General features: G+C 40.4%; 22 protein-coding genes. 15 read left to right on the plus strand and 7 right to left on the minus strand.

Translation table 11 applies throughout. The features are described from left to right. Positions 1 to 1,468: 1,468 nt before the first annotated feature. From NE665_RS01395 to NE665_RS01430, 8 genes are all read left to right on the plus strand, one after another. The gene (locus NE665_RS01395; protein WP_117444395.1) at positions 1,469 to 1,774 is read left to right on the plus strand and encodes a hypothetical protein; all 306 of its coding nucleotides are present in this window, start codon (positions 1,469 to 1,471) and stop codon (positions 1,772 to 1,774) included. Positions 1,775 to 2,012: 238 nt separating this feature from the next. After that, on the plus strand, positions 2,013 to 2,666 hold the full coding sequence (locus tag NE665_RS01400) for a hypothetical protein (protein ID WP_117444394.1): 654 nt from the start codon (positions 2,013 to 2,015) through the stop codon (positions 2,664 to 2,666). A gap of 418 nt (positions 2,667 to 3,084) precedes the next feature. Beyond that, entirely contained in the window at positions 3,085 to 3,489 is a 405-nt protein-coding gene (locus NE665_RS01405; protein WP_117444400.1) for a hypothetical protein, read from the plus strand. A gap of 71 nt (positions 3,490 to 3,560) precedes the next feature. After that, positions 3,561 to 4,124, plus strand: a complete 564-nt coding sequence (locus NE665_RS01410; protein ID WP_117444393.1) for a DUF5714 domain-containing protein — start codon at positions 3,561 to 3,563, stop codon at positions 4,122 to 4,124. Beyond that, complete coding sequence (locus tag NE665_RS01415; protein ID WP_117444392.1) at positions 4,117 to 4,518, plus strand: arsenate reductase ArsC; 402 nt, start codon at positions 4,117 to 4,119, stop codon at positions 4,516 to 4,518. The genes NE665_RS01410 and NE665_RS01415 overlap by 8 nt, the downstream gene beginning before the upstream one ends. Positions 4,519 to 5,107: 589 nt before the next feature. Continuing rightward, a complete protein-coding gene (locus NE665_RS01420) occupies positions 5,108 to 6,220 on the plus strand; it encodes a C45 family peptidase (RefSeq protein ID WP_117444391.1) in 1,113 nt (370 codons plus the stop codon). A 13-nt stretch (positions 6,221 to 6,233) separates the two neighbouring features. Beyond that, positions 6,234 to 7,100: an AraC family transcriptional regulator gene (locus tag NE665_RS01425; RefSeq protein WP_117444390.1), complete on the plus strand. Its 867-nt coding sequence runs from the start codon at positions 6,234 to 6,236 to the stop codon at positions 7,098 to 7,100. Between the two features lie 100 nt (positions 7,101 to 7,200). Continuing rightward, positions 7,201 to 7,740, plus strand: coding sequence for a methylated-DNA--[protein]-cysteine S-methyltransferase (locus tag NE665_RS01430; protein ID WP_117444389.1), 540 nt, complete (start codon positions 7,201 to 7,203; stop codon positions 7,738 to 7,740). A 416-nt stretch (positions 7,741 to 8,156) separates the two neighbouring features. On the opposite strand, the gene tgt is transcribed toward NE665_RS01430, so the two are convergent. Together tgt and NE665_RS01440 are read right to left on the minus strand one after the other, a co-directional pair. After that, on the minus strand, positions 8,157 to 9,377 hold the full coding sequence (tgt, locus tag NE665_RS01435; protein WP_117444388.1) for a tRNA guanosine(34) transglycosylase Tgt: 1,221 nt from the start codon (positions 9,375 to 9,377) through the stop codon (positions 8,157 to 8,159). Beyond that, positions 9,364 to 10,008 carry a queuosine precursor transporter gene (locus tag NE665_RS01440; protein WP_117444387.1) on the minus strand — a complete coding sequence of 215 codons (645 nt, stop codon included), beginning with the start codon at positions 10,006 to 10,008 and terminating at the stop codon, positions 9,364 to 9,366. The genes tgt and NE665_RS01440 overlap by 14 nt, the downstream gene beginning before the upstream one ends. A 396-nt stretch (positions 10,009 to 10,404) precedes the next feature. Here NE665_RS01440 and NE665_RS01445 point away from each other — a divergent pair, with 396 nt between their 5' ends. Beyond that, positions 10,405 to 10,776 (plus strand): molecular chaperone Hsp90, encoded by a 372-nt coding sequence (locus tag NE665_RS01445; RefSeq protein ID WP_117444399.1) that lies wholly within the window; start codon positions 10,405 to 10,407, stop codon positions 10,774 to 10,776. A gap of 255 nt (positions 10,777 to 11,031) precedes the next feature. Further along, positions 11,032 to 11,352 carry a hypothetical protein gene (locus NE665_RS01450; protein WP_117444386.1) on the plus strand — a complete coding sequence of 107 codons (321 nt, stop codon included), beginning with the start codon at positions 11,032 to 11,034 and terminating at the stop codon, positions 11,350 to 11,352. An 87-nt stretch (positions 11,353 to 11,439) separates the two neighbouring features. Here the strand turns inward: NE665_RS01450 and NE665_RS01455 are convergent, their stop codons facing one another. Both NE665_RS01455 and NE665_RS01460 read right to left on the minus strand, forming a co-directional pair. Next, positions 11,440 to 13,056, minus strand: coding sequence for an exosporium protein (locus NE665_RS01455; RefSeq protein ID WP_233104520.1), 1,617 nt, complete (start codon positions 13,054 to 13,056; stop codon positions 11,440 to 11,442). A 289-nt stretch (positions 13,057 to 13,345) separates the two neighbouring features. Then, positions 13,346 to 15,601: an excinuclease ABC subunit UvrA gene (locus tag NE665_RS01460; protein ID WP_117444397.1), complete on the minus strand. Its 2,256-nt coding sequence runs from the start codon at positions 15,599 to 15,601 to the stop codon at positions 13,346 to 13,348. Between the two features lie 450 nt (positions 15,602 to 16,051). On the opposite strand from NE665_RS01460, the gene NE665_RS01465 reads away from it, so the two are divergent. Further along, complete coding sequence (locus NE665_RS01465) at positions 16,052 to 17,152, plus strand: glycerol dehydrogenase (protein WP_117444385.1); 1,101 nt, start codon at positions 16,052 to 16,054, stop codon at positions 17,150 to 17,152. Positions 17,153 to 17,271: 119 nt separating this feature from the next. Here NE665_RS01465 and NE665_RS01470 read toward each other — a convergent pair whose 3' ends face one another. After that, positions 17,272 to 19,056, minus strand: coding sequence for a diguanylate cyclase (locus NE665_RS01470; protein ID WP_117444384.1), 1,785 nt, complete (start codon positions 19,054 to 19,056; stop codon positions 17,272 to 17,274). A gap of 274 nt (positions 19,057 to 19,330) precedes the next feature. Between NE665_RS01470 and NE665_RS01475 the strand changes: the two genes are divergently transcribed. Continuing rightward, the gene (locus tag NE665_RS01475; protein WP_117444383.1) at positions 19,331 to 19,861 is read left to right on the plus strand and encodes a dihydrofolate reductase family protein; all 531 of its coding nucleotides are present in this window, start codon (positions 19,331 to 19,333) and stop codon (positions 19,859 to 19,861) included. Positions 19,862 to 19,904: 43 nt separating this feature from the next. On the opposite strand, the gene NE665_RS01480 is transcribed toward NE665_RS01475, so the two are convergent. Continuing rightward, positions 19,905 to 20,501 (minus strand): S24 family peptidase, encoded by a 597-nt coding sequence (locus NE665_RS01480; RefSeq protein ID WP_117444382.1) that lies wholly within the window; start codon positions 20,499 to 20,501, stop codon positions 19,905 to 19,907. 164 nt (positions 20,502 to 20,665) lie between these two features. Here NE665_RS01480 and NE665_RS01485 point away from each other — a divergent pair, with 164 nt between their 5' ends. From NE665_RS01485 to NE665_RS01495, 3 genes are all read left to right on the plus strand, one after another. Next, on the plus strand, positions 20,666 to 21,919 hold the full coding sequence (locus tag NE665_RS01485; protein WP_347285916.1) for a DNA repair protein: 1,254 nt from the start codon (positions 20,666 to 20,668) through the stop codon (positions 21,917 to 21,919). After that, a complete protein-coding gene (locus NE665_RS01490; protein WP_117444380.1) occupies positions 21,909 to 22,256 on the plus strand; it encodes a YolD-like family protein in 348 nt (115 codons plus the stop codon). Before NE665_RS01485 ends, NE665_RS01490 begins: the two co-directional genes overlap by 11 nt. 477 nt (positions 22,257 to 22,733) lie before the next feature. Beyond that, entirely contained in the window at positions 22,734 to 24,203 is a 1,470-nt protein-coding gene (locus tag NE665_RS01495; protein ID WP_117444379.1) for a GntR family transcriptional regulator, read from the plus strand. A 223-nt stretch (positions 24,204 to 24,426) separates the two neighbouring features. On the opposite strand, the gene NE665_RS01500 is transcribed toward NE665_RS01495, so the two are convergent. Beyond that, entirely contained in the window at positions 24,427 to 26,373 is a 1,947-nt protein-coding gene (locus NE665_RS01500) for an FAD-dependent oxidoreductase (RefSeq protein WP_117444378.1), read from the minus strand. Positions 26,374 to 26,448 lie beyond the last annotated feature (75 nt).

The following is a 26,448-nucleotide window of genomic DNA, read 5'->3' on the forward strand; positions in this document are numbered from 1 at the left end:
ATTTTATCGTCATATCAAGGCTCGTTCAATCGTGGTATATTCGTGGTAAAATGAGTGTTTTTCTATACTTCGAAATGCTTGAAAGTGTAATATTTATAGGGATAATCAAAAATCAGATATAAAGTTTAATATAAAACTTCTATATTTATTGGGAGGTGGTTAACTCCTCTTGAGAGAGTTTATTCATGGTAATTCTATTTTAAAATGAAATATGTATGTGGACGATTTCACCCAGTAACAGCCTATTAGAATTATTGGAAGAATAGATTATTTACGCAATCTTAGAAAATTAATCTTTGAAATAGCGTATTGTATTTTGTTTCTCTTAAATATATTATTGTTTGCTAGTTAGAAATGAGTGTGTGTAGTTGGAAATAAGCGCTGCAGAGGTTCTAGTTAGGTTCTAAAATTGAAGGAATTCCTTTGTTTATAGGGGCTTGCAACTAACAAAACGTTAGTAATAATTGTTGTGAGAAGATTAGAGAAGTATTTAGACTTTGTGAGAAGTTTAGATGCTTCTTTTTTTTATAAAATACAGGACATATAAAATTTGTTCAAGTAATATGATATCTATAGATTTTATGAACTTTGCTTTGATGAAATAAGAGGAAGTTGATGATATAGTGATTTAATCAATAAAACTATAAATAAAGAAAGTGACATTATGAACGATACAGTAGAAAGAAATGAAGTTGTTCAATTTAAGGAGTGAGATTTTGTATGATGTACTGTTTCACCTAATAATGAAACAGTATGGTTAAATTAAAAGCAAATAGCTAGTTTGTTTGGGATTGATAGAGGTGTCGTTACGAGACATATTAAAATATTTTTAAATCAGGTGAACTAGTTGAAAATAGCATATGTGCAATTTTGCACATATGGGGAAGCTTGGTGTTTAAGAATATAATGTAAAATACTATAATTTGGACGTTATTTAGCTGTTGGCTATAGAACAAATTCAACTAAAAATATTCTTTTTAGAAAATGGGCTAATACTATATTAAAACAATACTTATAAAAAGGGTATGTTATTCTGATAGACACTTTCAAGATATTAAATATGTTACAAAAATGTTGGAGCAATACAAAGAAGCTGGTGGTCAATTACCAACAAGTGATTCTATATTAGAATTTTTAAAAGCTTATTAAGGAGGATTTAAAATTTCAAGATCGAAAGATAAAGATATCATGATGCAGCTTATTAAGACAATTCTTAAAGAAGACTAATACCTTTAGTGTTTTTTTGTGACATAAAATCTGACGTAAGTTTTTGTGTATAATATAGGATGTTTTCATAGGAATTTATTTGGTATCCGATTTAAACATATAGTTAATCAGATAGAAATAAGTATTAACAAACGAATATATCTGTAGAAGTATGTGAAAGATAATAAGTAGTGAAAGTGAAGATAGCATATGGTATAATATCGATAAAGAATTGATAAATTAAAGAGGATGGTGAGAAAAGATGGAATTCAGATTAATGAATAAAGATACAGCGGTCTTGGATTTTTTATATGATAAAGAAACGCATAATATAGATAAAGTAACTAATTTGATCCATCCTGAATATGCACCTTTAGGTATTATAGACTATAAGACTGGAATCTCAAGAAAGTCTTTCAATAACTGGTGGAGAGATAGAGCTATTCCTGCGTCACGCAGCAAATTTAAAGACGTGTTGGAAGAGTTAGATATCACCAATTCGATTGAGTTATTAGAGAGATGTTTTGGTTTGAGTTTGAGTGATCAGTATTGGATAAAAGAAAAGTAGTCATCTGCAACATGGGAAAAAGTGAATTTCTTTACGAATGATTTCAGTGAAGATATGGGAAAACTTTTGATGGGTGAAATTGAATATACCGATAGCCTTGATATGTTCAGTCCGGATAATTCAAGCGATGGGAATCTAAGAAAAAAAATGGAAAATAATCAATGGCAAGAGATGCCTGATTAAGAGCGGAAATACACTAAACAATCAGGAGCCTTATAATGAAGTCATTGCAACCAAATTGTATGAGCGAATTCTAGATGAAGATGAGTTTGTACCTTATTGGTTGATAGAAGAAAAGGGAATCGCTTATTCCTGTTGTGAAACGATGGTTAGTGAAAACGAAGAATTAGTACCTGCCTTTTATATTGATGCCACGCATAAATTACGAGGAAGTGAGTCCTTGTATGAGCATTATATAAATGTGTGTTGTGAACTTGGAATTCCTGATGCAAGAATAAAAGTTAATAAGATGCTGGTATGTGATTATATACTTGGAAACTATGATCGCCATTACCGAAATTTTGGTGCAATCAGAAATGTCCTTGATTTAAAATGGGAAAGAATAGCACCTATATACGACAGTGGTAGTTCATTATGGGCAACTACACCTACACAGTTGATCGGTACAACATATAAGAGTAAGCCATTCAAAGCAAAGGCAGAAGAACAGCTGCATTTGGTAGAGGAGCTGTCTTGGCTGAATAAAGATAAGTTAATTGATTTTGATAAAACGGTTTATGAAATGCTTGATAAAAATCCTTTCGTGGATGAAGAGAGAAAGTCAGCAATCTCTATTCAGGTCAAAGGTAGAATTGAAAAAGTTATTGAAAGACAGGCAAGCTTAAATAGAATAAATGAAATGGGCTTGCAGGAGCTACTATTTAGATTATAATGATAGGAGATATTTTATTTTTCTATCATTATCTTTTTGTGCTAAATTGCTTAATAGGAGCTTATGAGTTATTTATAAATCCTTTATGAAGTAAGGGATAGAAAACTATGGATTCAATGCGTATGTGCAACTATGTACACACATGAAAGCCCATTTTATGGTTTTTTTTGTGTTTCCAGGTGAGGTATTGGAGTATGTGTTTAAACAGGTAATAGGCAACGAACGTTAGCCTAAGTAGTATAAGATACTTACAGCTCTATATAGGAAATTGCAAAAGATTCACCTTAAATTGATTGGTAATCTTATAGAAAGAAGCTGTATTATTATTGATCTGGTGAAAATACATTTTACGAAATAAGCCATTCTGTTATAATGAAAGTAGATGAAACTAGAATTCGATAAGGGAGAAAAGCAGATAATGAACAATAAAGTAAAGCCCAAAAAGGTAACTAAAATTGTATATAATTGTTTGATTTTCTTTATCGCTATACTAGCCTTCATACGTTGGATGAGTGCCTTTGATAAAAGCATCGTGGTTATAAATGCAGAAATAAATTCTCATATTTCAAACTTTGCATTAAGCTTGGTGTTCTATTTGGGTGTTGGCTTTCCTTGGATTTTACAAAAAAAGCCATTTAATAAGATAATATTATTGGGCTTGTTTATTATTATCGCAAATGTTATATGCGAAACAGTAATGGGCTTTATGAACACAACTGATATCCTGGATGCTATATATGGGATAGCCGGAACTTTCATAGGCTTTTGTTACTTCTTCGTGATAAACAAATACGGACTAGAAGATATTCATGAGGAAAGGTAAGCACATATAAATCCATGTTTATGAGATTGGTATAGAGCGTAATAAAAATTGGAATTTTATGAGGTAATTATATGGACGAAGAATATACGTTAATAAAAAGTGAATGTTTGAAATCAAATACGAGAAATCCTATTGAATTGATAGTAAGCATAATGGAAAAGGATTATATAAATATACATGGACCTGAACATCATGTTTTAGATGGTTCCTGCTTTTTGACTGCTATGCATAATGCAGGTGTTGAATTTGAGTTAGATCAAGCATTAGACGAAATGATAGTCAGAGGTAAAAAAATGCCAGGAGCCACCTGTGGTCAATGGGGGATGTGTGGTTCTTCTGCTTCTGTTGGAGCAGCACTAGCAATTATTCATGAAACTGGACCTTTAAGCAATACTCAATATTACAAAGATAACTTAAGCTATGTATCAAAAGCATTAGGAAAACTTGCTGATGTAGGTGGACCAAGGTGTTGTAAGAGAAATGCATTCTTATCTATATTAACAGCTATTGATTTTGTTAATGAACGATATGGGATTGCATTAGCGAAACAAGAAGTCGAATGCACATTTTTTGATAAAAACAAGCAATGCATCGGTATGAGGTGTCCATTTTATAAGGGGGTAGCTAATGATTAAAAAATTAAAAGTCGCATTTGTATGTGTTCATAATTCTTGTAGAAGTCAAGTTGCAGAAGCATTAGGAAAGTTATTAGCTTCTGATATATTTGAATGCTATTCAGCAGGAACTGAAACAAAGCCACAAATCAATCAGGATGCTGTAAGATTAGTTAAGGAAATTTATAATGTTGATATGGAAAAAGCACAATATCCTAAATTATTAAGTGATATTCCTAAAGTGGATATCGTGATAACTATGGGATGTAATGTTGATTGTCCTTATCTTCCTTGTTCGCATAGAGAAGATTGGGGATTAGAAGACCCTACTGGTAAAAAGGATGAGGAATTCATTAAAGCTATCAAAACGATCGAAACAAAAATCTATGCTTTAAAAGCAAGCTTCAAGTGTTAAATTCCAGTTTATATATTCCACATAGCTAGCATCCGATAAGAGGTTACAGACGATTACCTGAAGCTTTCTAATAGCATATCAGAAAACTTCTGAGATATAACTTTTATTGTATTATCATTTCATGAATACTCTCTCCAGCTTTTCTTGAAATGGAGAGCACGAAAAAGCCTTTGTGTATAACCTTTACAAGTGATCCGATTTTCTATTCACACAAGCATATATGTCATTGTTGCGAACCATCTTAAACTGATCATGGGAAATATGAAAGCTACTCCTATCTCAATAGATTTGCCGCCTACGTGTCCCCTTGCCAGAACCTGCCCACACGCGCTTCAGCTGCCACGATACGCTCTATAGAATTTAAGATTCCTTCGTTTAAAGAATCAGTATACATCTAATACTTATCATCTTCAGATAAAACAGACAGTGCTGGGGACTATCGCCTCCTGTCCTCAAATAGAAAAAGGAAACGATAAGATCTGGAATCATGAAGTATTCTCATACGTAGAATAGCATAAAATATCATGCATGAAAATGAAAATACTGTTAAACTTTTTCTATAAGAAACTTTGAAAAAGGAAGGGATTCTATGAAGTATACAAAAGCAACAGCACGCATTTTAAATTTAGCCGGTTCAAGCTATGAAATTGGCTATCGTCTTGGAAAGGTGATTTCAAAAGACAATGTATGGCGGGAAAGGTGTGTATCTCACCATTACACAATGAATCAGAATAGGTTTGAAAACATAAATCGTCTATTGGATATCTGGTGTCCGGGGCTACGTGATGAATTAAGAGGAATTGCAGATGCACTTCACATGGAAGCCAAGGAATTATATTTCTATCATATGACACATCTCGTACCGAATTGTTCACAAATCGCGGTATGCTCCACTGTCACAAAGGATAAAAAGCCTCTGCTTGGACGCAATTTTGAGTTTTCCAACGAAATTGAGGATTTTACTTTCATGAAAACCTGTGTAGCTGGCAAATACCGGCATATGGGTACCTCAATTTTGGCATCAGGGCGAGATGATGGCATGAATGAGCATGGATTGGCAGTTACCATGACCTCCTGTGGAATACCCGTTGTGGATTTGCCATATATGCAAAAGCCCAGCATAGAGGGCCTGCAATATTGGGTTGTTGTAAGAGCTCTTTTAGAAAACTGCCGCAATGTACAAGAAGCATTATCGTATATAAAGGATATGCCAATCGCCTTTCACATGAATATGATTATTCTTGACCGGGAAGAGCATGCTGCTCTGGTTCAAACCTTTGCAGGTAAGAAAGCTATCCGCTGTATAACAGCAGAGGATGCGCTGTTGTTCACAACAAATCATGCAGTATTGGAGGATTTTAAGCATCTGGAATCAGGTGCCTTTAAGCACAGTCTGCATCGGTATCGCTATATTGAAGAGAAATTATCCGATCAAACGGATATCACACGAAATACCTTAAAGGAAATGCTGTTATCCGACTATCCTGAGGGGCTGTGCTTTCATCATTATAACGAAAGCTTTGGTACAACAAAAAGTATGATACTGTCTCCTTTTGATAACACGATTGAGTTATGCTGGGGCGGACTTGCCAGGAATACCTGGACATGCTATTCTTTAGATGCTATACAGGAGGAACAAAGGTGTATTTCCCTTGCTGTAGAAACGGATCATAAGGATATTTTGGAATGGATTCCCCTATAAAAAGGAGCAGCTTATGGACTATAAAAGAGTGCTGGAGCAGGCAGTGATTTATATAGAGCAGCATCTGAATGAAGCATTGAGTGTCGAAGAGGTCTCCAAAGTTACCGGCTATTCCTATTATCATTTGAATCGTCAGTTTATTGCTATCTTAGGGGAAAGTATAGGGAGCTATATAAAGAAGCGCAGACTGGCGAATGCTGCACAAAGGCTTCTTTATACAGATGATAAGATCATCACGATTGCTTTTGACAATAATTTTGAATCGGCTGAAGCATTTAGTCGTGCATTTAAAACGGTTTATAAAGTGAATCCATCAACGTATCGAAGAAATCGCATTCACACCTTCACCTCCGGAAAACAGCGATTGGATGACGAGAAAATAACGCACTTACTGGAGCATATCAACGTTCATCCAAATATTGTAGAGCTGCCGGAAATTGAGATTGCAGGCATACGCACTGAGGTATACCTTCATCAGGAAGAGCTGAAGGGGCATTGGGAAACCTTTTATAAGCTGCTTCCAGCACAATACAGAATGCGCAGAAGGTTTGGTATTTATGAATCCTTTGACAAACTGAACCATTATATGATTCATGAGGATATGCAGTTTCATGAAGTGTTCGGTTTCGAGGTAAACACAATAGACAGAATTGCAGATGACTTTGTGCGTAGCACGATTCAAAAAGGGCGTTACGCGGTATTTACGCATCACGGCAGTTTACATACACTTTCGCAGACGATTGATTATATCTGGGGAACATGGATTCTTTCAACGAAAGAGGTGCTTGATACCAGAGATTCTTTTGAGCTGTATGATGATCGGTTTCTCGGATATGATGAGCCAGATACAGAAATTGATATTTATGTAGCGATACGATAAATGCAATTATGCAGAATGAAGAGCGCAAACGTATGATGATGCTCTCTTGATAATAATTAAATATGGAAGAATTGTTGATTTAAAGAAAGGAGGATACCTAATGCTGTATACGGCAACATATCCATCACCTGTTGGAAAAATGATATTGGCTTCTGATGGTGATAGCATCATCGGATTGTGGATAGAGGGACAAAAGTATTATGGCAGTACTCTGTCAGAAAAGAGCATCATGCGGGAGGATATACCCGTATTGGTATCCGCAAAGAAGTGGCTGGACAGATACTTTGCGGGTGAAAGACCTTTGATAGAGGAACTGCCTTTGTCAATGAATGGTGGAAAATTTCGACAGAGCGTGTGGAAGCTTTTATGTCAGATTCCATACGGAGAGGTGGTCACCTATGGGGACATTGCAAGGAAAATGGCAGTTATCATGCAGAAGCCAGGGATGTCTGCGCAGGCAGTAGGCGGTGCTGTTAGCCACAACCCGATATCCATTATCATCCCCTGTCATCGCGTGGTTGGCACAAATGGCAGCTTGACTGGCTATGCAGGAGGAATCGATGTGAAGATCAAATTGCTTGCATTGGAGGGCGTTAATATGAAGAAGCTGTATATTCCAAAGAAGGGTACGGCTTTATAGCGGATAAATTTCTTATAGAAACAGCAATATGGTGATTATGATATGCATGCTGCAGCTTCTTACAGCTAGCACTTACATCACAAAAAAAACAGCTTCCTAAAGGATATGCTGCTGAAAAAACAGTGCAATTGATAACAGGAAGCGCTTTTGATTTAGGGCGAAGGAATCTAAGATGAGACAAGCGTTTCATATACTAAGTTGACATGACTGAAGATGTGCTATGTGAGAAACGCTAGCATGCTTTGAACAGCATGCTTCCAATCCTGATATGTACAAAAAAATAGTGGAAAGCAGGATGTTGTCATATGAGCAATGCAAAGATAAGCACATGTCTTGTATATGATTGATAAATCTCTATAGTAAAAGGAATGCATGCATGAACCTGTAAGAATGGATCAGCATATATTCCTTTTCGTTTATTTGTTTTTTTGCGGATAATAGCTTTTCAAGAAGGCTTCCTTAAATTCCGTAAATCGATCCTCTAAAATTGCCTGTCTTGTATCCTCCGTCAGGCGAATAATAAAGCGTAGATTATGTAGAGAGGCAAGGCGATAATATTTTCGCTTATCCTCAATATTACCAGATTTCCACAATGCACGAAGCTCTCCGCGAGTCCATCCGGCTTTACAGGTAGGACAGTCACAGTTCTCATCCAGCAGCAGCGGGCTGTCTGTAAACTTCGCCAGATTGAACGGACCGTGCTTCGTATACAGCTTCCCATGTCTTGCTTCACGGGTTGGTGCCACACAATCGAAGGTATCTGCCCCCATTTCTGTACCAATCAGAATATCGTCAGGGTGGGAAAGGCCAAGCAGATGCCGCGGCTTGTTTTCCGGGAGCTCTTCACAGCACCAGCGCAAAATTTCACCAAGGCTCTCCTTCAAAAATGCGCCACCAAGACCATAACCGTCAAAATCCATTTCGGCAAATTTTCTGGCAGTGGAGCGTCGCAGGTCCTCCCAGCGCCCTCCCTGTAGGACGCCATAAAGAGACTGATGATAGCCAAGCTCATCACAGTGCTTTTTATGTTCCTTTATACTGCGGATTGCCCAGCGCTCTGTACGAGCCAAAGCCTCTACGTTGTATTCGTAGCTATCCGCAAGGGATGTCAGCTCATCATAGGCCATGTGAATATCAGCACCGATTCGACATTGAATTTGCATGGATTCCTCAGGCCCGATGAAATCCTCCTGCTCTGTAAACGGATCATGGAAGTGAACGCCATCCTCTGTAACATGCGCAAGTCGATCCTTGGGGTCTGTATTGATCACATCATTTTCTCGTTTCATACTGACAACTTTTCCCATGCCGGATCCCAGCGACATCACCTGAAAGCCTCCGGAATCTGTCAGGGTAGGTCCGTTCCAGCCAGACCATGCCGCAAGTCCTCCATGCTCGGCAATCTCGAAGGAGGCATTGCGTAGGTGATATCCATTACTCAGCATAGCCTGTGCCTGAATCTGGTACATATCCTCCATAGCCACAAACTTTACTTCACCCTTTGTTCCAACACTCATAAATGCCGGGGTTTTGATATCCCCGTGCGGTGTATGAATGATGCCGGCACGACCAAGCTTACCGGGAATTCGCTTTGTTATTTCAAAGCTGAATGTATTGTTATTCTTATATTCTGCCATCTGTCATCCTACCTCGTAAATGTTTTGCTATGAATGCCTCTATCGGAGAGAATACGATTTCAAAGCCAATTCCCAGAACATAGGCAAATACTGCCTGTGCCAGAAATTCCTGAAAAGTAAGAACGCCGATAAATGCAATTGTCTCGAATATGACACAATCGATAATATGCGCAAAGGCAGAGGAGCCAAGTGCACGCGCGATAAAGCTGGAAGCGAAGAGTCCGTTTCCATTTTTTAATCTGGTGAATATATAGTTGTTCAGGAAATTCGAACAAACATACGCACTCAGAGAACCGATAATAATGCGGGGGGTAAACCCCAGAACGCTCGCCATTGCAGTTTGCATAGTCCAGCCTTCATAGGGAGGAAGTGCAATTACTATATAAAATACGATAATCGCAAGTACATTTATAAAGAATCCAGCTAGGATAATATTTTTGGCAATCTTTTTTCCATAAAATTCAACAATCAAATCTCCGATAATATATGTAATCGGAAATACTACGACACCTCCATCAACAGCGATACCAAAAAAATTCCATAGCTTTACTGCTGCCAGGTTGGAAATCAGCAGCGTACTCGCAGAAATCGTTGCGAAATAGATCAAAAGCTTTAGTTTAAAATTTGACATGGAAGTATTATAACATAAAATTTTTAGAATGCGAACTATTGAATACTGTTCTGTAAAGTGATAATCATTTATCGTATTTTTTATTCGTGACTGTCTGGCGTGTTGTAAGGATGATTAGGCTCAGTCTATAACTGTCTTGTCCTTGCGAAGTGCTGCTCGTGGAAAACCTGGAGGGAGTGTGAATCGGTTACTGTATGAATGCTGTATGCATTCATATTGAAGCCAGTTTTATAAGGGAAGGAGCAAGCGATGAATCTGGGTTGTGCACAGACCTTTGTATATGGCAGCATGCTTGATAATAGAGCTATTAGAAACATCAGAATTATAAACTTAGAAAATGACATTTATAAAGGAAGCATGTATAATGAAAATATACATAGGAAAGAAGGTAAGATTATGGATCAAAAATTGATGGATGCTATTACAGAAAAAACAAAGGAGCTTAGAGATGCAGTAACCTGCAGTGCAGAAGCAAAGGCAGCGGCGCAGGCATGGCTGGATGCGGTAGGAACCCAGCAAATCGAGTCAATGACACAGGCATATCTCAAAGAACTGGAGGAGGATATCGTTGCAATCGATGATTTGATAGCACTGGCCGAATCAGAGCAGGGAAAACAGATATTCGGTGAAGAAAAGGCTTCCCAGGTGGCGGAGCATGCAAGAAAAATCAAGCAGGAGGGAGCGGTTTATTGCGACTGTCCGGCGTGTGCAGCAGCGGCCTGTATTCTGGAAAAAAAGGAAGAGCTTCTTGAAGCTGTGAAAAGTTAAGAAGGAGCAGCTGGTCGATTCGTCTGTAACCCATAAGGATAGCAGGAAAAAAGGTTTCTGATTTCTATTGAGATAATGCAATAGAGCTGAAGCCTTTTTTATGCATAGATGTTTTGGTTTTACATGCTCTTTCGTGCATGCTGCGTATGTAACATAATGAATTATGAAATGGATGAATAAAAAAAAACAATAAAAAGCTGTCACAGGAAAAGGTATTTCCCGTCAAATAAGGTGTAGGAAAAATAAGGAGGATGTATGGAAAAATTTATTATAACCTGTATGATGGGAATTGTAATTGGAGCTGTCGATATTCTGCCAATGGTGAAAATGAAGCTGGATAAGTATTCGATAGCATCGGCGTTTGTATTTTATTTTACCTTGCCATTTATCATATTGAATACGGAGCTGTTCCATATGGTATGGTGGATAAAGGGAGGACTGCTTGGTGGAATACTTGCTCTTCCCATGATTATCATCGTATCCAAGGAGGATAAGAAATCTGGACTCCCCATGCTGATCATGTCAACCATGCTGGGAGAGGTTATCTCAATTCTGGCATATCTTTTCTCATGGTAGATGTAGTTGCTGTATAAAAAATCCCGGGCTGCTGTCAAAATGCACAGTGTCCGGGATTTTTAATAGCAAGGCTAAGGCTTTGGCGTGCTACTGCACCTGTAGTACACTGAAGACACCAGCCGGAGAGTTGGCAAGCAGGGAAGAGGTGTAAAGAAAGGACACCTGGACATCTGCGCTGATCAGTGTATTTACAAGAAATGTTCCGCTGACACTTACTGTCGGTGCAGTTAATGTGGCATTTGCACTTGTCGCAAAGCCTGTTTGGGAAACACCGTTAAGCTGTGGTATAACACTGATTGCTCCTGCTACTGTTACTGATGCTTTTACGAGAAAGGAAACCTGATAGACATGTCCAGCGGTAAGATTGATTGCGGTTGTGCTTGCTGCTGAAATCGTTGTTCCATTGATAAAGGCGGTGGAAAACGTGATGAGAGAATTGCTGGCTATGGATGATGCGTTGACAGGAAACTGTCCATTCTGCGCTGTTGCTGTCGCTCCCGTGCTGCCGGTTGCCCCTGTTGGCCCGGTTATTCCGTTTGCTCCGGTTACACCGATATTGCCTTGTGGCCCGGTTGCACCAGTGGCTCCGTTCATACCTGTTGGACCAGTATTTCCAGTAGATCCTGTCGCTCCTGTTGCCCCTGCTGGACCTATGCTTCCATTGGCACCGGTATTTCCAGTTGCACCTGTTGCCCCCTGCACGCCGGTAAGTCCGGTCGCTCCCGTGCTGCCGGTTGCTCCAGTTGGTCCTGTGATACCGTTTGCCCCTGTGCTGCCGGTGGCTCCGGTAGGTCCTGTTGCACCATCAGCACCAGTTGCACCGCTAGCACCGGTCGCTCCGGTTATTCCATCTGCTCCAGTTACACCAGTTGGACCGATTGGCCCTGTTGCTCCCTGTATACCGTCAGCGCCAGTATTTCCGGTTGCCCCCGTCGCCCCAGTATTCCCATCACTGCCGGTAGCGCCGGTATTCCCTGTAGGACCGGTATCACCGGTTGCCCCTGTCGCTCCGGTATTGCCAGCAGCACCTGTTGGTCCTGCTTCTCCATTTTGTCCCGTAGGTCCAGTTGCGCCTGTTCCGCCAATAGCTCCTGTAGGACCAGTATTACCGGTTGCCCCTGTGGGACCACTAACACCGTCAGCCCCTGTCGCGCCTGTCGCCCCGGTATTGCCAGCAGCACCTGTTACCCCAGTTGCACCTGTTACGCCATCACTTCCTGTCGGTCCTGTGCTTCCTGTCGCGCCTGTGGGGCCGCTTGCCCCTGGTAAGCCAGGCTCTCCGCTTGCTCCGGTAGGCCCCGTTGCTCCATTCTCTCCCGTGGCTCCTGTCGCTCCCTGTATGCCAGTATTTCCATCTGCTCCAGTTGGTCCAGTATTCCCTCTAGAGCCTGTCGGTCCTGTTATCCCGTTCGCGCCTGTTGGTCCTGTCGCACCGCTGATTCCTGTCGCTCCTGTTAAACCTGTTGCTCCGGTTGAGCCTTTCGGTCCTGTTTCTCCAGTTGCTCCATTCGCTCCTGTTGCACCTCTAGCTCCGGTAGGCCCTGTACTCCCGTTCGCACCGGTTGGTCCCGTCGCACCACTGATCCCGGTTGCTCCGTTTGCGCCAGTGCTTCCTGTAATGCCTCGCGGCCCTGTCGGTCCTGTGGGGCCTGTTGGCCCGGTTGGTCCTGTAATACCTGTTTCCTCTAGCATAGTTATCGGCATGCTGTTCACCTCCAGTCTATCTTATGTAGCTTTGCTTGAGTATCATAGGTATTCTGCTAGGTAAAGCGAAGGATTCCGCATGCTTAAAGCTGATTAAATTTGATTCTGTTATAAAGGGAAGCTCTTGTAATTACGTAAATAGCTTCAAGGTTGATGGCTCTGTGCCTTGCTGTAAGCAGGAGATGGACACAAAGACTTTATAAAGATGAAAAGAGAAGATCTCCTTCTCTTCTTTACAGTATGTATGGCATAGGTTCTTACTTTTCGTATGTGAAAACAATCACCTTGTTTATTCACAACAGGATTTTCTTAGGTAGCGTGCAGTAATCGTATCTGCATGTTCAAGCATCTGCTTTGGAGTTCCTGTGAATACGACCTCTCCACCTGCTGTACCGCCATCCGGCCCGATATCTATAATATAATCGGCCTGCTTCATCACATCCAGATTATGCTCGATGATAATAACTGTATTCCCTCGCTCTACAAAGCCTTCCAGCAGCTTCATGATGCTTTTGATATCTGATGCGTGAAGACCAGTGGTCGGCTCATCCAGTATAAAGATATTTCCTTTATTTTTGAGATGCTTTGCAAGCTTGATTCGCTGACGCTCGCCACCGGAAAGGGTTGAAAGAGGTTGTCCAAGAGATAGATAGGATAAGCCAACCTCATGCAGGGTACGTAATTTTCTATATATCTTTGGCTGCTCATTGAAGAATTCCAAGGCATCTTCTACAGTTAATTCCATAATATCGGCTATAGTATGACCACGATATTCATAAGATAATGCCTCCTCACTATAGCGCTTTCCTTCACACAGTTCACATACGGTTGTTACAGGATCCATAAAAACAAGCTCTGTGACCACAATTCCCTTTCCGTGGCAATGCGGACATGCGCCTTTGCTATTGAAGGAAAACATTCCGGCATCTATTTCATGCACGCTTGCCAGCAGCTTTCTGATATCATTACTGAAATCAAGAAAGGTTGCAGGTGTGGACCGACCGGTTGCAGTTATTGGCGTCTGATCCACAAGGACGACACGCTCTTCATATTGCTTTGCAAAAACATCGCGGATAAGGGAGCTTTTTCCGGAACCTGCCACACCGCTTACCACTGTAAGAATATGCAATGGTATATCCACGGATACATGCTTCAGGTTGTGCAGGGTTGCATCCGTTATGGAAAGATATTCGGTTGGAATTCTCGGCTGTTGTTTTATGCTGATTTGTTCACGCATTGCGTTTCCGGTGAGTGTATCCGAACATAAAAGCTGCTCATAGCTTCCCTGAAACATAATTTGTCCGCCATTTCTGCCTGCCAGTGGACCTACATCAATTACTTCATCTGCTATACTGATAACATCCTTATCATGCTCTACGACCAGAACAGTATTTCCCCTATCTCTTAGCTTGCGAAGCAGATTCGTCATTCTGTATACATCTCTTGGATGCATGCCTGTGCTCGGTTCATCAAATATATAGGTAAGACCTGTTAGGGAGCTTCCCATATAACGCACCAGCTTCAGTCTTTGTGCTTCTCCTCCTGAGAGTGTAGAGGATTCGCGGTTCATGCTTAGATACGGGAGTCCGATATCAATCATGCGGGTCAGAGATGCAGTTAGAGTCTCTATGATAGTGACTGCTCTTGCATCCTTGATTTCCCTGAGAATATCCCGTAATTTAAGAAATTCCATATCACAAAGATCGGCTATTGAATAGCCGTTGATTTTACAGGCCAGAGCATGCTCGTTTAAACGTTTACCGTGACATAGTGGACATTCTCTTTCCTGAATCATCTCTTCTAACCGCTTTTTTGAAACCTCAGAGGAACTCATATGATCACGATTGATAAGAAGACGTGAGAAATGATTGTGAATACCTTCAATGCGCTTATTCAGCCGTTTATCTCCACGGTTGTACGCACCGTATAAAAGAAGATTATATTCCCGCTCGCTATAATTTTTAAGCGGTTTTTCAAGATCAAATAAACCGGATTCTGTGTACTGGCGATAATACCAGTTTCCAGGATGGAAGGCAGGGAGATCGACCATTCCCTCCTTCCAGGATTTTTCGGGATCCAGAGCTTTGCTTATATCCAGTTCGATAACTTTGCCAAGTCCTGAGCATTCCGGGCACATACCACTTGGATCATTAAAGGAAAAACTGGAGGCACTACCGATATAGGGGGAGCCTATCCGGGAAAATAACAGTCGCATAGCAGAGTACAGATCACTGATAGTACCGACTGTTGATCTGGCATTTCCCTGCAGTCTGCTCTGGTCAATAATGACGGAAGCGCTCAAATGATCAATGTGATCCACTTTTGGTTTTTCGTATTTTGGAAGGCGCCCGCGAATGAAAGCGGTATAGGTTTCGTTCATCTGGCGTTGACTCTCTGCGGCTATCGTATCAAATACAATACTGGATTTTCCAGAACCGGAAACTCCGGTGAATACGACAATTTTATCTTTGGGTATGGTAAGAGATACATGCTTCAGGTTATTTTGGTGCAGTCCTTGAATCACAATGCTGTTATGTTTTGCCATTTTTAACTCCTTTGCTATTTCCATGACAGAAATATATGTCATAAATCATTATAAAGTCTCCCCTAATGGTAGAGTCAATAGGAGTTTTACAGTTTTTTTGATGCAGGTATCAACGAAAGCCATGGGATAGCATTACTGTGCTTTCTTTTGATTGAAAGACGTTATGATCGACTGCTTGACGCACGTTGATGCTCATTGTTTCAACATATTGCATTCGCATGACTGCTTTCTGATATGAAAATAACTATGATATTGGTAGATAGCAACATTTCATTTATATGGTGCTGTCTATTTTCTATAAGGATACTTCAATGTCCTGCATAATCGGTAATGCTTACAGAGGCAAATAAAACTGAAAATGTTTTTTACAGAAGATTCATTGACTTTGTGAAAACGCTATCTTACAATAGGTATTGAAGTAAATTGCCATAGAAAAAGGAAGGTGATAACATGGCAAAGATTTTAATTAGCCCTGGGAAATATGTGCAGGGTGCTGGTGAAATAAAAAAACTGGGAGCATACGCAGAAGGGTATGGAACAAAGGCACTAATCTTAATCAGTGAGGGTGGATATCGCAGAATTGGGAAAGATATTGAAAGCAGCTTTGCTGGTACTGGCTGCACGTTTGTTTTTGATTATTTTCATGGAGAGTGTTCAAAGAATGAAATAGAGCGATTACGTGGAGTAATGAAGAAAAACACATGTGATCTTGTAATTGGCGTTGGTGGAGGAAAAATTTTTGATACTGCCAAGGCGGTTGCATATTACGAGAAAACTGCTGTTTTGATTTGTCCAACCATAGCATCAACGGATGCTCCATGTAGTGCACTTTCTGTTATTTATACAGATGAGGGGGTTTTTGAGGAATATCTCTTTTTACCCGCTAATCCGAATCTGGTGTTGATGGATACAGATATTATTGCAAAGTCTCCTGTAAGGCTTACCGTAGCTGGAATGGGGGATGCACTTGCAACATATTTTGAAGCTCGAGCATGTGAGCAAAGCGATGCGGTGAGCTGCGCAGGTGGTAAGGTCACCGGAGCTGCAATGGCACTTGCAAAGCTGTGCTTTGAAACATTGATGGAGGAAGGTGTAAAGGCAAAGCTTGCCTTGGAGGCAGGTGTGTGTACACCTGCGGTTGAAAAGATTATAGAGGCCAATACACTGCTCAGTGGCATCGGTTTCGAGAGTGCTGGTCTTGCAGGTGCTCATGCGATTCATAATGGACTGACCGTATTGGAAGAATGCCACCACATGTATCATGGCGAAAAGGTGGCGTTTGGTACCATCGCACAACTTGTTTTAGAAAATGTTGAAGCTTCTGATCTGCAGGAGATCATTGAATTCTGTATTGAACTTGGATTACCGGTCACTCTGGAGGAACTCGGCGCTGCTAAAATCACAAAAGAGAAAATTATGGCTGTTGCAGAGGCGGCATGTGCGGAAAATGATACACTGCATAACATGCCGTTTGAGGTTACTCCTGATAAGGTATATGCAGCTATTATGGCAGCAGATGCATATGGACATTACTTCCTAGACGAAAGCTGATATACACCGTTTGGAAGCGGGAGTGAGATAATGGTATATAGAAAACAGATAGAACGGTTATTGATGCTAGATATGATCATGCCATTCTGTCTGTTTTTGATTTTTTGCATTTTCAGAATTTAACGCTCTTGGAATAAATACAGTTGAAGCAGATCACTGATTGTTTTCAGCGTATAACGTTCCTCCCCGCTTGCATTCCGGAATCCATGGCAGTCCTCAAAGCAGATAAGTCCATGAAGCGTAGAATGCTGCATCATAATGCAAACAACGCAGGCTATGGTCATACGGTTCATAAACCAGGCAAGGAGCTCTGGATCACTTATATTTTTGATGTTTGTGAAGGTACAGATTTTCTTGCCGTTATCCAGATTGCTGATAAATTTATCGGCAATCAGTAGCTCTGTATCATCGATATTATACATAGGATCACTATACCATGCTTTGCTGACATACAGGCTGCCTTCCTCGTTCTGGTAAAGTGTAATGCGATCACAATCAAAAATCTTGCCGATCAACTCCAGAATTTCGGTTATCGCCTGCTCCCGATTTTGGTTCTCCAACAGAATCCGCATAACATATTCAATGATATGATCATGAAAGCTCTTCTGCATATATTTTTGTGGATTGGCGGCATATGCTTTTTTGACACCCTCGCCCTGATAGATTTGAAATTGGTTTTTGCCATTTTTCTTAGATTGGTACATAGCGATATCGGCATGCTCCAGCAGGGTTTCAAAATCATTACCATCATCAGGATAAAAGCTGATACCGATACTGCAGTTGATTTGATAGCCAAGCTCTGAACGTAGACTTTCACCAAAAATATCCTGAATCAGCTCCACCTTATTTATAGCAATTTGCCGATCTGGTATATTCATTAAGCAGATTACAAATTCATCTCCGCCAATTCTTGCAGTAAGATCATTTTTACGGATAATAGAGGATATCTCGACACCTACCCGTATTAGGGCTTCATCACCCTTTGCATGACCATATACATCATTGATCATTTTAAAATCATCAACATCAATTAGAATAAAGGCAAAGGGAGCGTCATTAACAGCAATGTAATTTTCTATACGTCGAATGCACTCTCTACGATTGAATAAGCCAGTCAGAGGATCCAAGGCTGCCTCCTCTCTCGATTTTAAAAGCTCCTGCTTTTGATCGTGAATATCAGTAATTACACCGATTATTTTGATAATATTGTTTTTATCATCACGCAAACCGGTCGCCTGTGCATACACCCAGCGATAGCCCTTATTCCTGTACTTCAGACGATATTCACAGGACATTTCCTCCTTTCCATGCAAAATGGATTGGAATCCGTTACGAAGAGGAAGAATATCGTCTTTATGGATAATATTAGAGGCAAACATGGAGTCAGGAAAGCCTTTGACAGGGATTTTATAGCCGTATTTCTTTTCTAGATTATCTGAGTAATAAATTTCATTTGTCTTACAATCATACTCAAATACAACATCCTGTGTCTGGGAAAGAATAAATTGAAGGCGCTTTTCGCTTATGAGCAGGGCTTCCTGTATTTTCTTGCTCTCAGTTATATCATGAAAAATACAGTGGAAGTATGGTTCGTTGCATTCGTTCTTGTTTAGTTGAGCACTGATCCAAATCCATTTGAGTATACCATCTTTACATTTTAAGCGATTTTCGTACATAAAGACACCGTCTTTTTGTACCTGGCGTCCTATTTCTTCTAGAATTTTGCTTCGCTCCTCTTCATGAATAGCATAGAATAACTGATTCTGATAAATGTCTGAGAATTCTTTCTGTGTATACCCCAAAAAACGATAGAGAGATTGATCTGCTCGGATGAGTGTAAACGTTTCATTGCATTGACAATCAAATACACCTCCGGTAATCATTTCAGCGTCCTTATACATCATAATCGCTTCCTTTACATTTTTGTTAAGTTAAGTATACTTTATTATAACATTTGTAGTATTCATTTTGCGTTTTTCAAAAAATTATTTGAAAAAAAGAAGAAAAGAATGGTAAAATTCAGAGCACAATAATGATAAGAATATTATTCTGATTGGATTTTCTTTGAGAAGCAATCTATTGAAAACTCACTCTTCCTGTATATAATTATCTTTTATAAGGGCATACTCCTGATACAGAAGCTCTTATGATATGCTTATACAAAGGAGACGAGATACTATGAGAAATGTAGCATTATTTATTGCAATGAGCCTTGATGGTTATATCGCGAAAAAGGACGGTTCTGTTGACTGGCTGCAGGGGCAGGAAACCGGACAAAATGATATGGTGTCCTATCAAAAATTCATACAGGATATTGATACCGTGATTATGGGCTGGAATACTTATCATCAGATAGCAACAGAGCTTTCTTCGGATCACTGGTTTTATGAACATCTGGATAGCTATATATTTACACATCGAAAATTAGCCGGTAAGGAAAATATTCATTTCATCCAGGGAGATATATGTGAAAGTATCCTGCATATGAAAAGGCAGGAGGGTAAAGGTATTTGGATATGCGGTGGCGCAGATATTATTCAGCCCTTAATTGAACGTGATATCATTGATACTTATCATATCTCCGTAATACCGATTATTTTAGGAAATGGAATTTCTTTATTTCAAGGGCGCAAAGCATCCTTGAAATTAAAGCTCATGGCTTCTGAATCATATAACGGTATTACAGATTTAATATATAAACGCAGATAAAGCAGATGGGCACCGCCTGCTGCAGCGGTGAAGGATTTTGAATTTATGCGATATCAGAGCGGCTATACAGAACCTTTCCAATAATTTTTACAGGTAGATTTTTCACTTCCTCCTGCGTAAAGTAGCGGGCAGGTACCGCTGGATTAGCTGCCTCCAAAATAAGGAAGGGTTCTTTTTTTATAATTCGTTTTATAGTTACCTCAGTATTTCCAATCAGGATAACAGCGATTGTACCACTCTTTGCGTCATCACACTGCTTTACATAGATAAGATCCTGGTCATGTATATGCGCGCCTGTCATAGAGTCTCCGCAGACACGAAGAAAATAATCACCGCGATAATAATCGCTTTTTGATACCTCCTCATAGCCTGCAAAATTTTCTTCTGCAAATAATCCATATCCGGCCTTTGCTGTTCCAAGCAGCGGCTTTTCAAACCTATCAGAATCTTTTAATAGAGATTCTACATCTGTACCCAGCAGATAGGATAGCTTTTCGATAACAGCTGGCTTCATGACCTTTGTTTCGCCCTTCATCCACCGTGAAACAGTCGATTTGTTGACTCCAACCTGTTCTGCAATATAGTCGTTTGTAACGCTCATCCGACGCTTATATTCATTTAATAAATCCTTTAGCTGCATAATAGCTCACCTCTTTTTAACATTATAAATCAGATTTGCAAAAGTTGCAACAATTTTCACTTCGATTTGTAATATCAATTATTTTTTATAAAAAAGTTGCATTTGATATTGATAAATGCAACATACGGTAGTATAATCGCAAGTAAAGAAGAGGTGGCGATATGATGAAGACTTATCTTTGCATTGATTTAAAAACATTTTTTGCTTCTGTTGAATGTGTGGAGCGAGAGCTTGATCCGTTTGCTGCAAATCTGGTTGTCGCCGACCCTTCCAGAGGTAGAGGTGCACTCTGTCTGGCGGTATCACCCAAAATGAAAGCACAGGGAGTTCATAACCGCTGCAGGATTTTTGAAATCCCGGATAACATCTCCTATATCACCGCCATGCCGCGGATGAATTTATATATGCAGTATTCCGCTGATATTTACGGCATATACCTAAAGTATATATCCAGTGAGGATATTCATGTGTACTCCATAGATGAAGCATTTCTGGATGTTAGCGAATATCTGCAAATGTATAATGTCAGTGCAAAGGAGCTCGCTCGGATGATATTGCAGGATATCTATGCCACAACAGGTATCACGGCAACCGCAGGTATCGGTACAAATCTTTATCTTGCTAAAATCGCATTGGATATCACCGCTAAGCATACCACGGATAATATGGGGATACTTGACGAGAAATTGTATCGGGAGACGCTTTGGCATCACAAGCCTGTAACTGACTTTTGGCAGGTTGGCCGTGGAATTTCTAAGCGGCTGGAAAAATATAGTGTATGTGATATGTATGATATCGCCCATCTGGATGAACGAATTCTCTATCGGGAATTTGGTGTGAACGCGGAATATCTGATTGATCATGCGTGGGGCAGAGAGCCGACAACCATCAGAGAAATCAAGGCATATAAGTCAAAAAGCAACTCATTGTCAAACAGTCAAATTTTATTTGAGGATTACAATTATGAAGAGGCTCTGCTCGTATTGAAGGAGATGGTTGAGCTAAATGTACAGAGTCTTGTGGAATCTCATCGTGTAACTGATCATATCGGTCTGTATGTTGGATATTCAGCGAGTGGTGTAAAGGCGACCGGAGGATCCAGAAAGCTTTCCAATGTGACCAATTCATATGCTTATCTGCGCAAAGCCTTCATTGAGCTGTATACGGAAACAGTAAATCGGCAGGAGCTTGTGCATATGCTATCTATCAGCTTTGGCAACGTAGTCGATGAAATGTATGAGACATATGATTTATTCACAGATTATAATGCTCTGGAGAAAGAGAAGAAGCTGCAGCTGGCTTTGCTTGATATAAAACACAAATTTGGAAAGAATGCTGTGATAAAGGGGATGAATCTATTGAATAAGGCAACGACAATTTCTCGTAATAAGCTTGTAGGTGGTCACAATGCAGAATGAACAGAATCACGCAAATCGCGCTAAATTATTTTTGCCCTTTGATTCCCTGAAAGGCTTTCGGGACTATCTGAAATGCAAGGAACGTGTTGTAGTTGACAGAAAACAGCTTTCTTCAGATGCCTGTGAAGAACTAAATCGGAAGCTGCAGAAAATTCAAAAGGGCCAGATGGTCAAAATTATCTATTATGATCAGCAGGACTATGTTGAGCTGGAGGGGATGGTGTCTAGGTTTGATCCTGAATATTTGCACATCATTCAGATAGTGGATAAAGTGATTCACATACGTGATATAATTGAAATCGATACGGAAGATTTAAAAAATCTTTATAAGAAATAGGAAGATGCAAGTCTTTTCTCTTGGATAGAAAAAACAGCCGTCCTGCAGTTTCTTAAATTGATGCTTTATATTGAGAATTCTGTTTATAAATTCTTATGAGCAGATTGGTCTAAATATAGGAAATCTCTGGTTGAGGTGTCAGATAATACCACAGCAGACATATATCTTTTGACAGATTACGTGAATAACAATGAGTATACGTAGAATGCATACGAAGCTATTGCCGAGCTTTTGTTCACTTCGTTTATTAAGCAGGAAAGAACGAAAAAGCTACACGAAAAATTTTGAAATCTGCCTGTATGCATCATATGAAATCAGGAACAAAGCTGGATTGTATATATGCTATCATTCATTATCACTCCACATGCTTTTACATAACAGAAATCAGGAACAAATGCTTTTCTCATAAAATCATTTGTTGACAGGTTAATGGTATGTTAAGATAGGGATGAAGAAAGCACTAAGGAGGATGATTGGGTGAAAGAAGAAATGAGTCTGCATGAGTGGATTTATAATTATATCGAGGAAGCAATCCGCTTTGGGATATTCCGCCAGGGAGAAAAACTCCCAACGATTTCACAGTTTGCTGAACGCTTCCAGGTTTCCAGGCGTCCTGTTATACATGCTTTTAAGCTATTGGAGGAGAATCATTACATAGAGATGTCACGTGGAAGGCATTCACGACTTACACTGGGGCTTGATGAAGCAGAATGCAGAGAGAATTGTATCCAGTTTTTTCTGGCAAGAAAGGATGCTGTACAGGACTTGTGTGAGATACGTGATATTTTGCTTCCTGATTTGCTTACACAAGCCTTGTGTTTGCTTACAGAAGAGCAATATGCTGCAATCCATGAGAGCATTGATCATATGCAGGGAGAGCGTACAGTAGTCGCATTTGTGGAAAAGGTGCTGTCTGTATTCGGAAATCCTCTGGTTTGCAGTCTTTATATGGAGGTCGCTATATTTGGAAGACTGTCTTTTTATGAAAATATAAAGGACTCAATGGTGCTTCAAGGAACTCATGCGCACAGCGATCTTGCGAAGACACATGCTTTTGTTGATGCAGTGTTTCAGAAGCAGCTGACATATCCGGATATATATGAAATAACAAAAAAATACTTTGCGGATGATTCCAGAAAAACTCAGGAACGCTACGCAAAGCTTCCACTGCGGGAACCGAAGCAAAAGGTAAGCTTCCGCTGGAATATTTATCGCGGACGGCCACGGCAGATTTATAACGTGGCAAGCAGTTTACTCAAAGATATCATCTATCAGAAATATCCGGTAGAAAGTCGTCTTCCGCGCGTTTTGGATCTTTGTGAAATCTATCAGGTGAGTGAGCCAACCCTGCGTAGAGCCATGTCAATTCTTCAGGCAACTGGTGTCATAGAACCTATTGGCGGCAAGGGAATGAAAGTGATTCGATGTGATGAAAACAGAATTTGCGACATGCTGGAAGACAACGGTGTGAGAGAGCGGGTGATTGAAGGCATGCAGTGTCTTCAGATTCTGCAGATGACTTGTCAGACGTTCACATCTATTTCCTTTACCAGTATGGTGCAACGCTTTGAACAGATCAAACAATCACTATCCGATATAGAAATCACCAGTATAAATTGGGTAAGGCTAATTTGTGAGTATTGTGACTCCATCATGGATGTAAATGAGCAGGAAAGCCTAAAGAGCATTTTTGAGGAATTAAAACAGCATATTCTATGGATATATCCATTTATTTGTCATTTGGATAAGGAGCGATATTCGTCATTATTTTTCCATGCCCTTGATGTGCTTCAATATGCAATGAAATCACAGGATGAGCGATTATATGTGAATGAAATGAAATATCTGTTTTATCTGGTGCTTGAAGAGCTTCGCAGTCAGTTGGAGAATGCAGGAGTAAAGGAAGCAAAGGATTTGAAAATGATTTCATTTAGAATGAATATATGAATCCATTATCCAAAGCAGAGGCTTTATAACTTTTAAAGGCGAAGAAGTCGGATAAGGACAGACGACATGCACGCAGAAAAAGACTGTTTGCAGATCACATATCACATTCAATCAATGTGGCGCTAGCAGTCTTTTAGTATTTAGCGAAAATTTTAACACTGCATGTACGAAATTCGTTTTCTAAGGCTTTGCCAAAAGAAATTTTTGCAGCTGTGGGGGTGAATCAGATGCTCCGTGCAGTTTCATAACCATCATGAATTGCATCTTTAATGGTTCCTGTATGATTTGCATCGCCTATCATGTGATAGGTCATACCACACTCCTCTAACAGAAGCTTCAAACTTGGATCACTGTGATAGCCGACTGCAAAGATAAGCGTATCAGCATCTTTGATACATTCGGTTTTACCATCCTTTGTATAATAGATGTTATCCTCTTCGACCTTTTCTACCATGGCATTACAAATCAGATTCACATGCTTTTTCAGCATACGCTGTACAAGCAGGCTACGGCCAGGACCGGACTCTGTTGCCATGATATCCTTTGTCATTTCCAAGACGGTTATCGTCCGATCTCTAGGATAACGGTCATATACAAGTGGAGCAAGATAGTCCGCAGTTTCGCAGCCTACCGAACCGCCTCCCAAAATGACAATATTTTTACCTGGGAATGCTTTTCCTGCCAGAATATCATCTGCTGTGGTCCATTGCTTAAATCCGGTAAAGGCTTTTATTACAGATGGAACGGCACCATTGCAGGCAATAACCTCATACTCAGCAAATTCTTTTTGCAGCATCGCTTTATCGACTTTGCAGTTCAGGCGTACTTCAACACCTGCCTGCATAAGTCGACGTGTCATATATTTAATGACTCTGGTAAGATCCTGCTTGGCGATCGGAACTGCTGCTAGCTTCATCAGTCCTCCCAGCGTATCACTTTGTTCACATAGAATGACATGATGACCTTTTCTTTTCGCCACAAAAGCAGCCTCCATGCCAGCAGGACCTCCGCCGATCACCAGAATTTTTTTCTTAACCTCGGCAGGCTTGAGCGTGTCTTCATTTTCCAATTCAAAGGACGGATTTACCGTACAGGCTACCCTTTTGCCGAACATGATTCCATTCAGACAGCGCAGACAGCCAATGCATGGACGGATATCATCATCCTTTCCGCACTGTGCTTTATTGGCGAATTCAGGATCACACAGGTTGGCCCGACCAATCATGCAAATATCTGCCTTTCCATTTGCTATGAGTTCGTCTGCAATCCAAGGCTCTGTAATCCGTCCTACCGTTGCGACTGGAATGCTTACGTGCTTTTTTATTTCCTGTGATAGATGAGCATGCGCTCCAGGCTTTGTTCCTGCCGCAGGAATTGCGCTGCCACGCTTAATCGTTGTACCGCCGGATACATGCAGCATATCTGCGCCGTGTGCCTCCAACTGCTTGGAAACATAAATCATATCGTCGAGATTCAATCCGCCATCACTATATTCATCTCCCGAAATTCTCACATCGATAATGAAATCAGGACCGCATATAGTGCGAACCTGTTCAATAACCTCCAGTGTCAGCTTCAATCTTCCGTTGATATCTCCGCCATATTCATCACAGCGCTTATTGTAAAGCGGTGTCAGAAAACCGCCAAGAAGACCATGCGCATGTGCAGCATGAATTTCCACACCGTCGCCGCCTGCTTGCTTGACGCGATAGGCTGCTTCACCAAACTGTCGTATGATAACCTTTAGCTCTTCAACGGTAACAGGGCGGGGTGCTTCTTTCGCATAGGAAGGTCCAACATTAGAAGGGGCAATTAGACGTGGTGTACCTGGAATAGGGAATGCCATATAGGCTGGATGAAACAGCTGTGGAAGAATTTTCGCACCGTATTGATGTACTGCATCTGTAAGCTTCTTCCAACCGGGGATAAAGGAATCATCATGAATTGACATATCTCCGGGTAGATAGATGTAGGTAGGCTCCACGGTTGTCACCTCGGTGACAATCAAGCCGACACCTCCCTTGGCTCTGGCCTCATAATGCTTTACCAGCTCATCTGTAACATATCCCTTATCTGCCAGATTTGTAGAAATCGGAGGCATAAACAAGCGATTTTTTATGGTTGTATTCCCAACCTTAACTGGTGAAAATAAATGGTTATAGGTATTCATTTTAACATCTCCTTTACTGATATTTTATCACGAATCAGAAATGTAATCGCTGTCATGTGTTGATGATGTCCGGCA

The sequence above is a fragment of the Clostridium sp. DFI.1.208 genome, assembly GCF_024463855.1.
In the GTDB taxonomy this organism is placed as follows: domain Bacteria; phylum Bacillota_I; class Bacilli_A; order Erysipelotrichales; family Erysipelotrichaceae; genus Clostridium_AQ.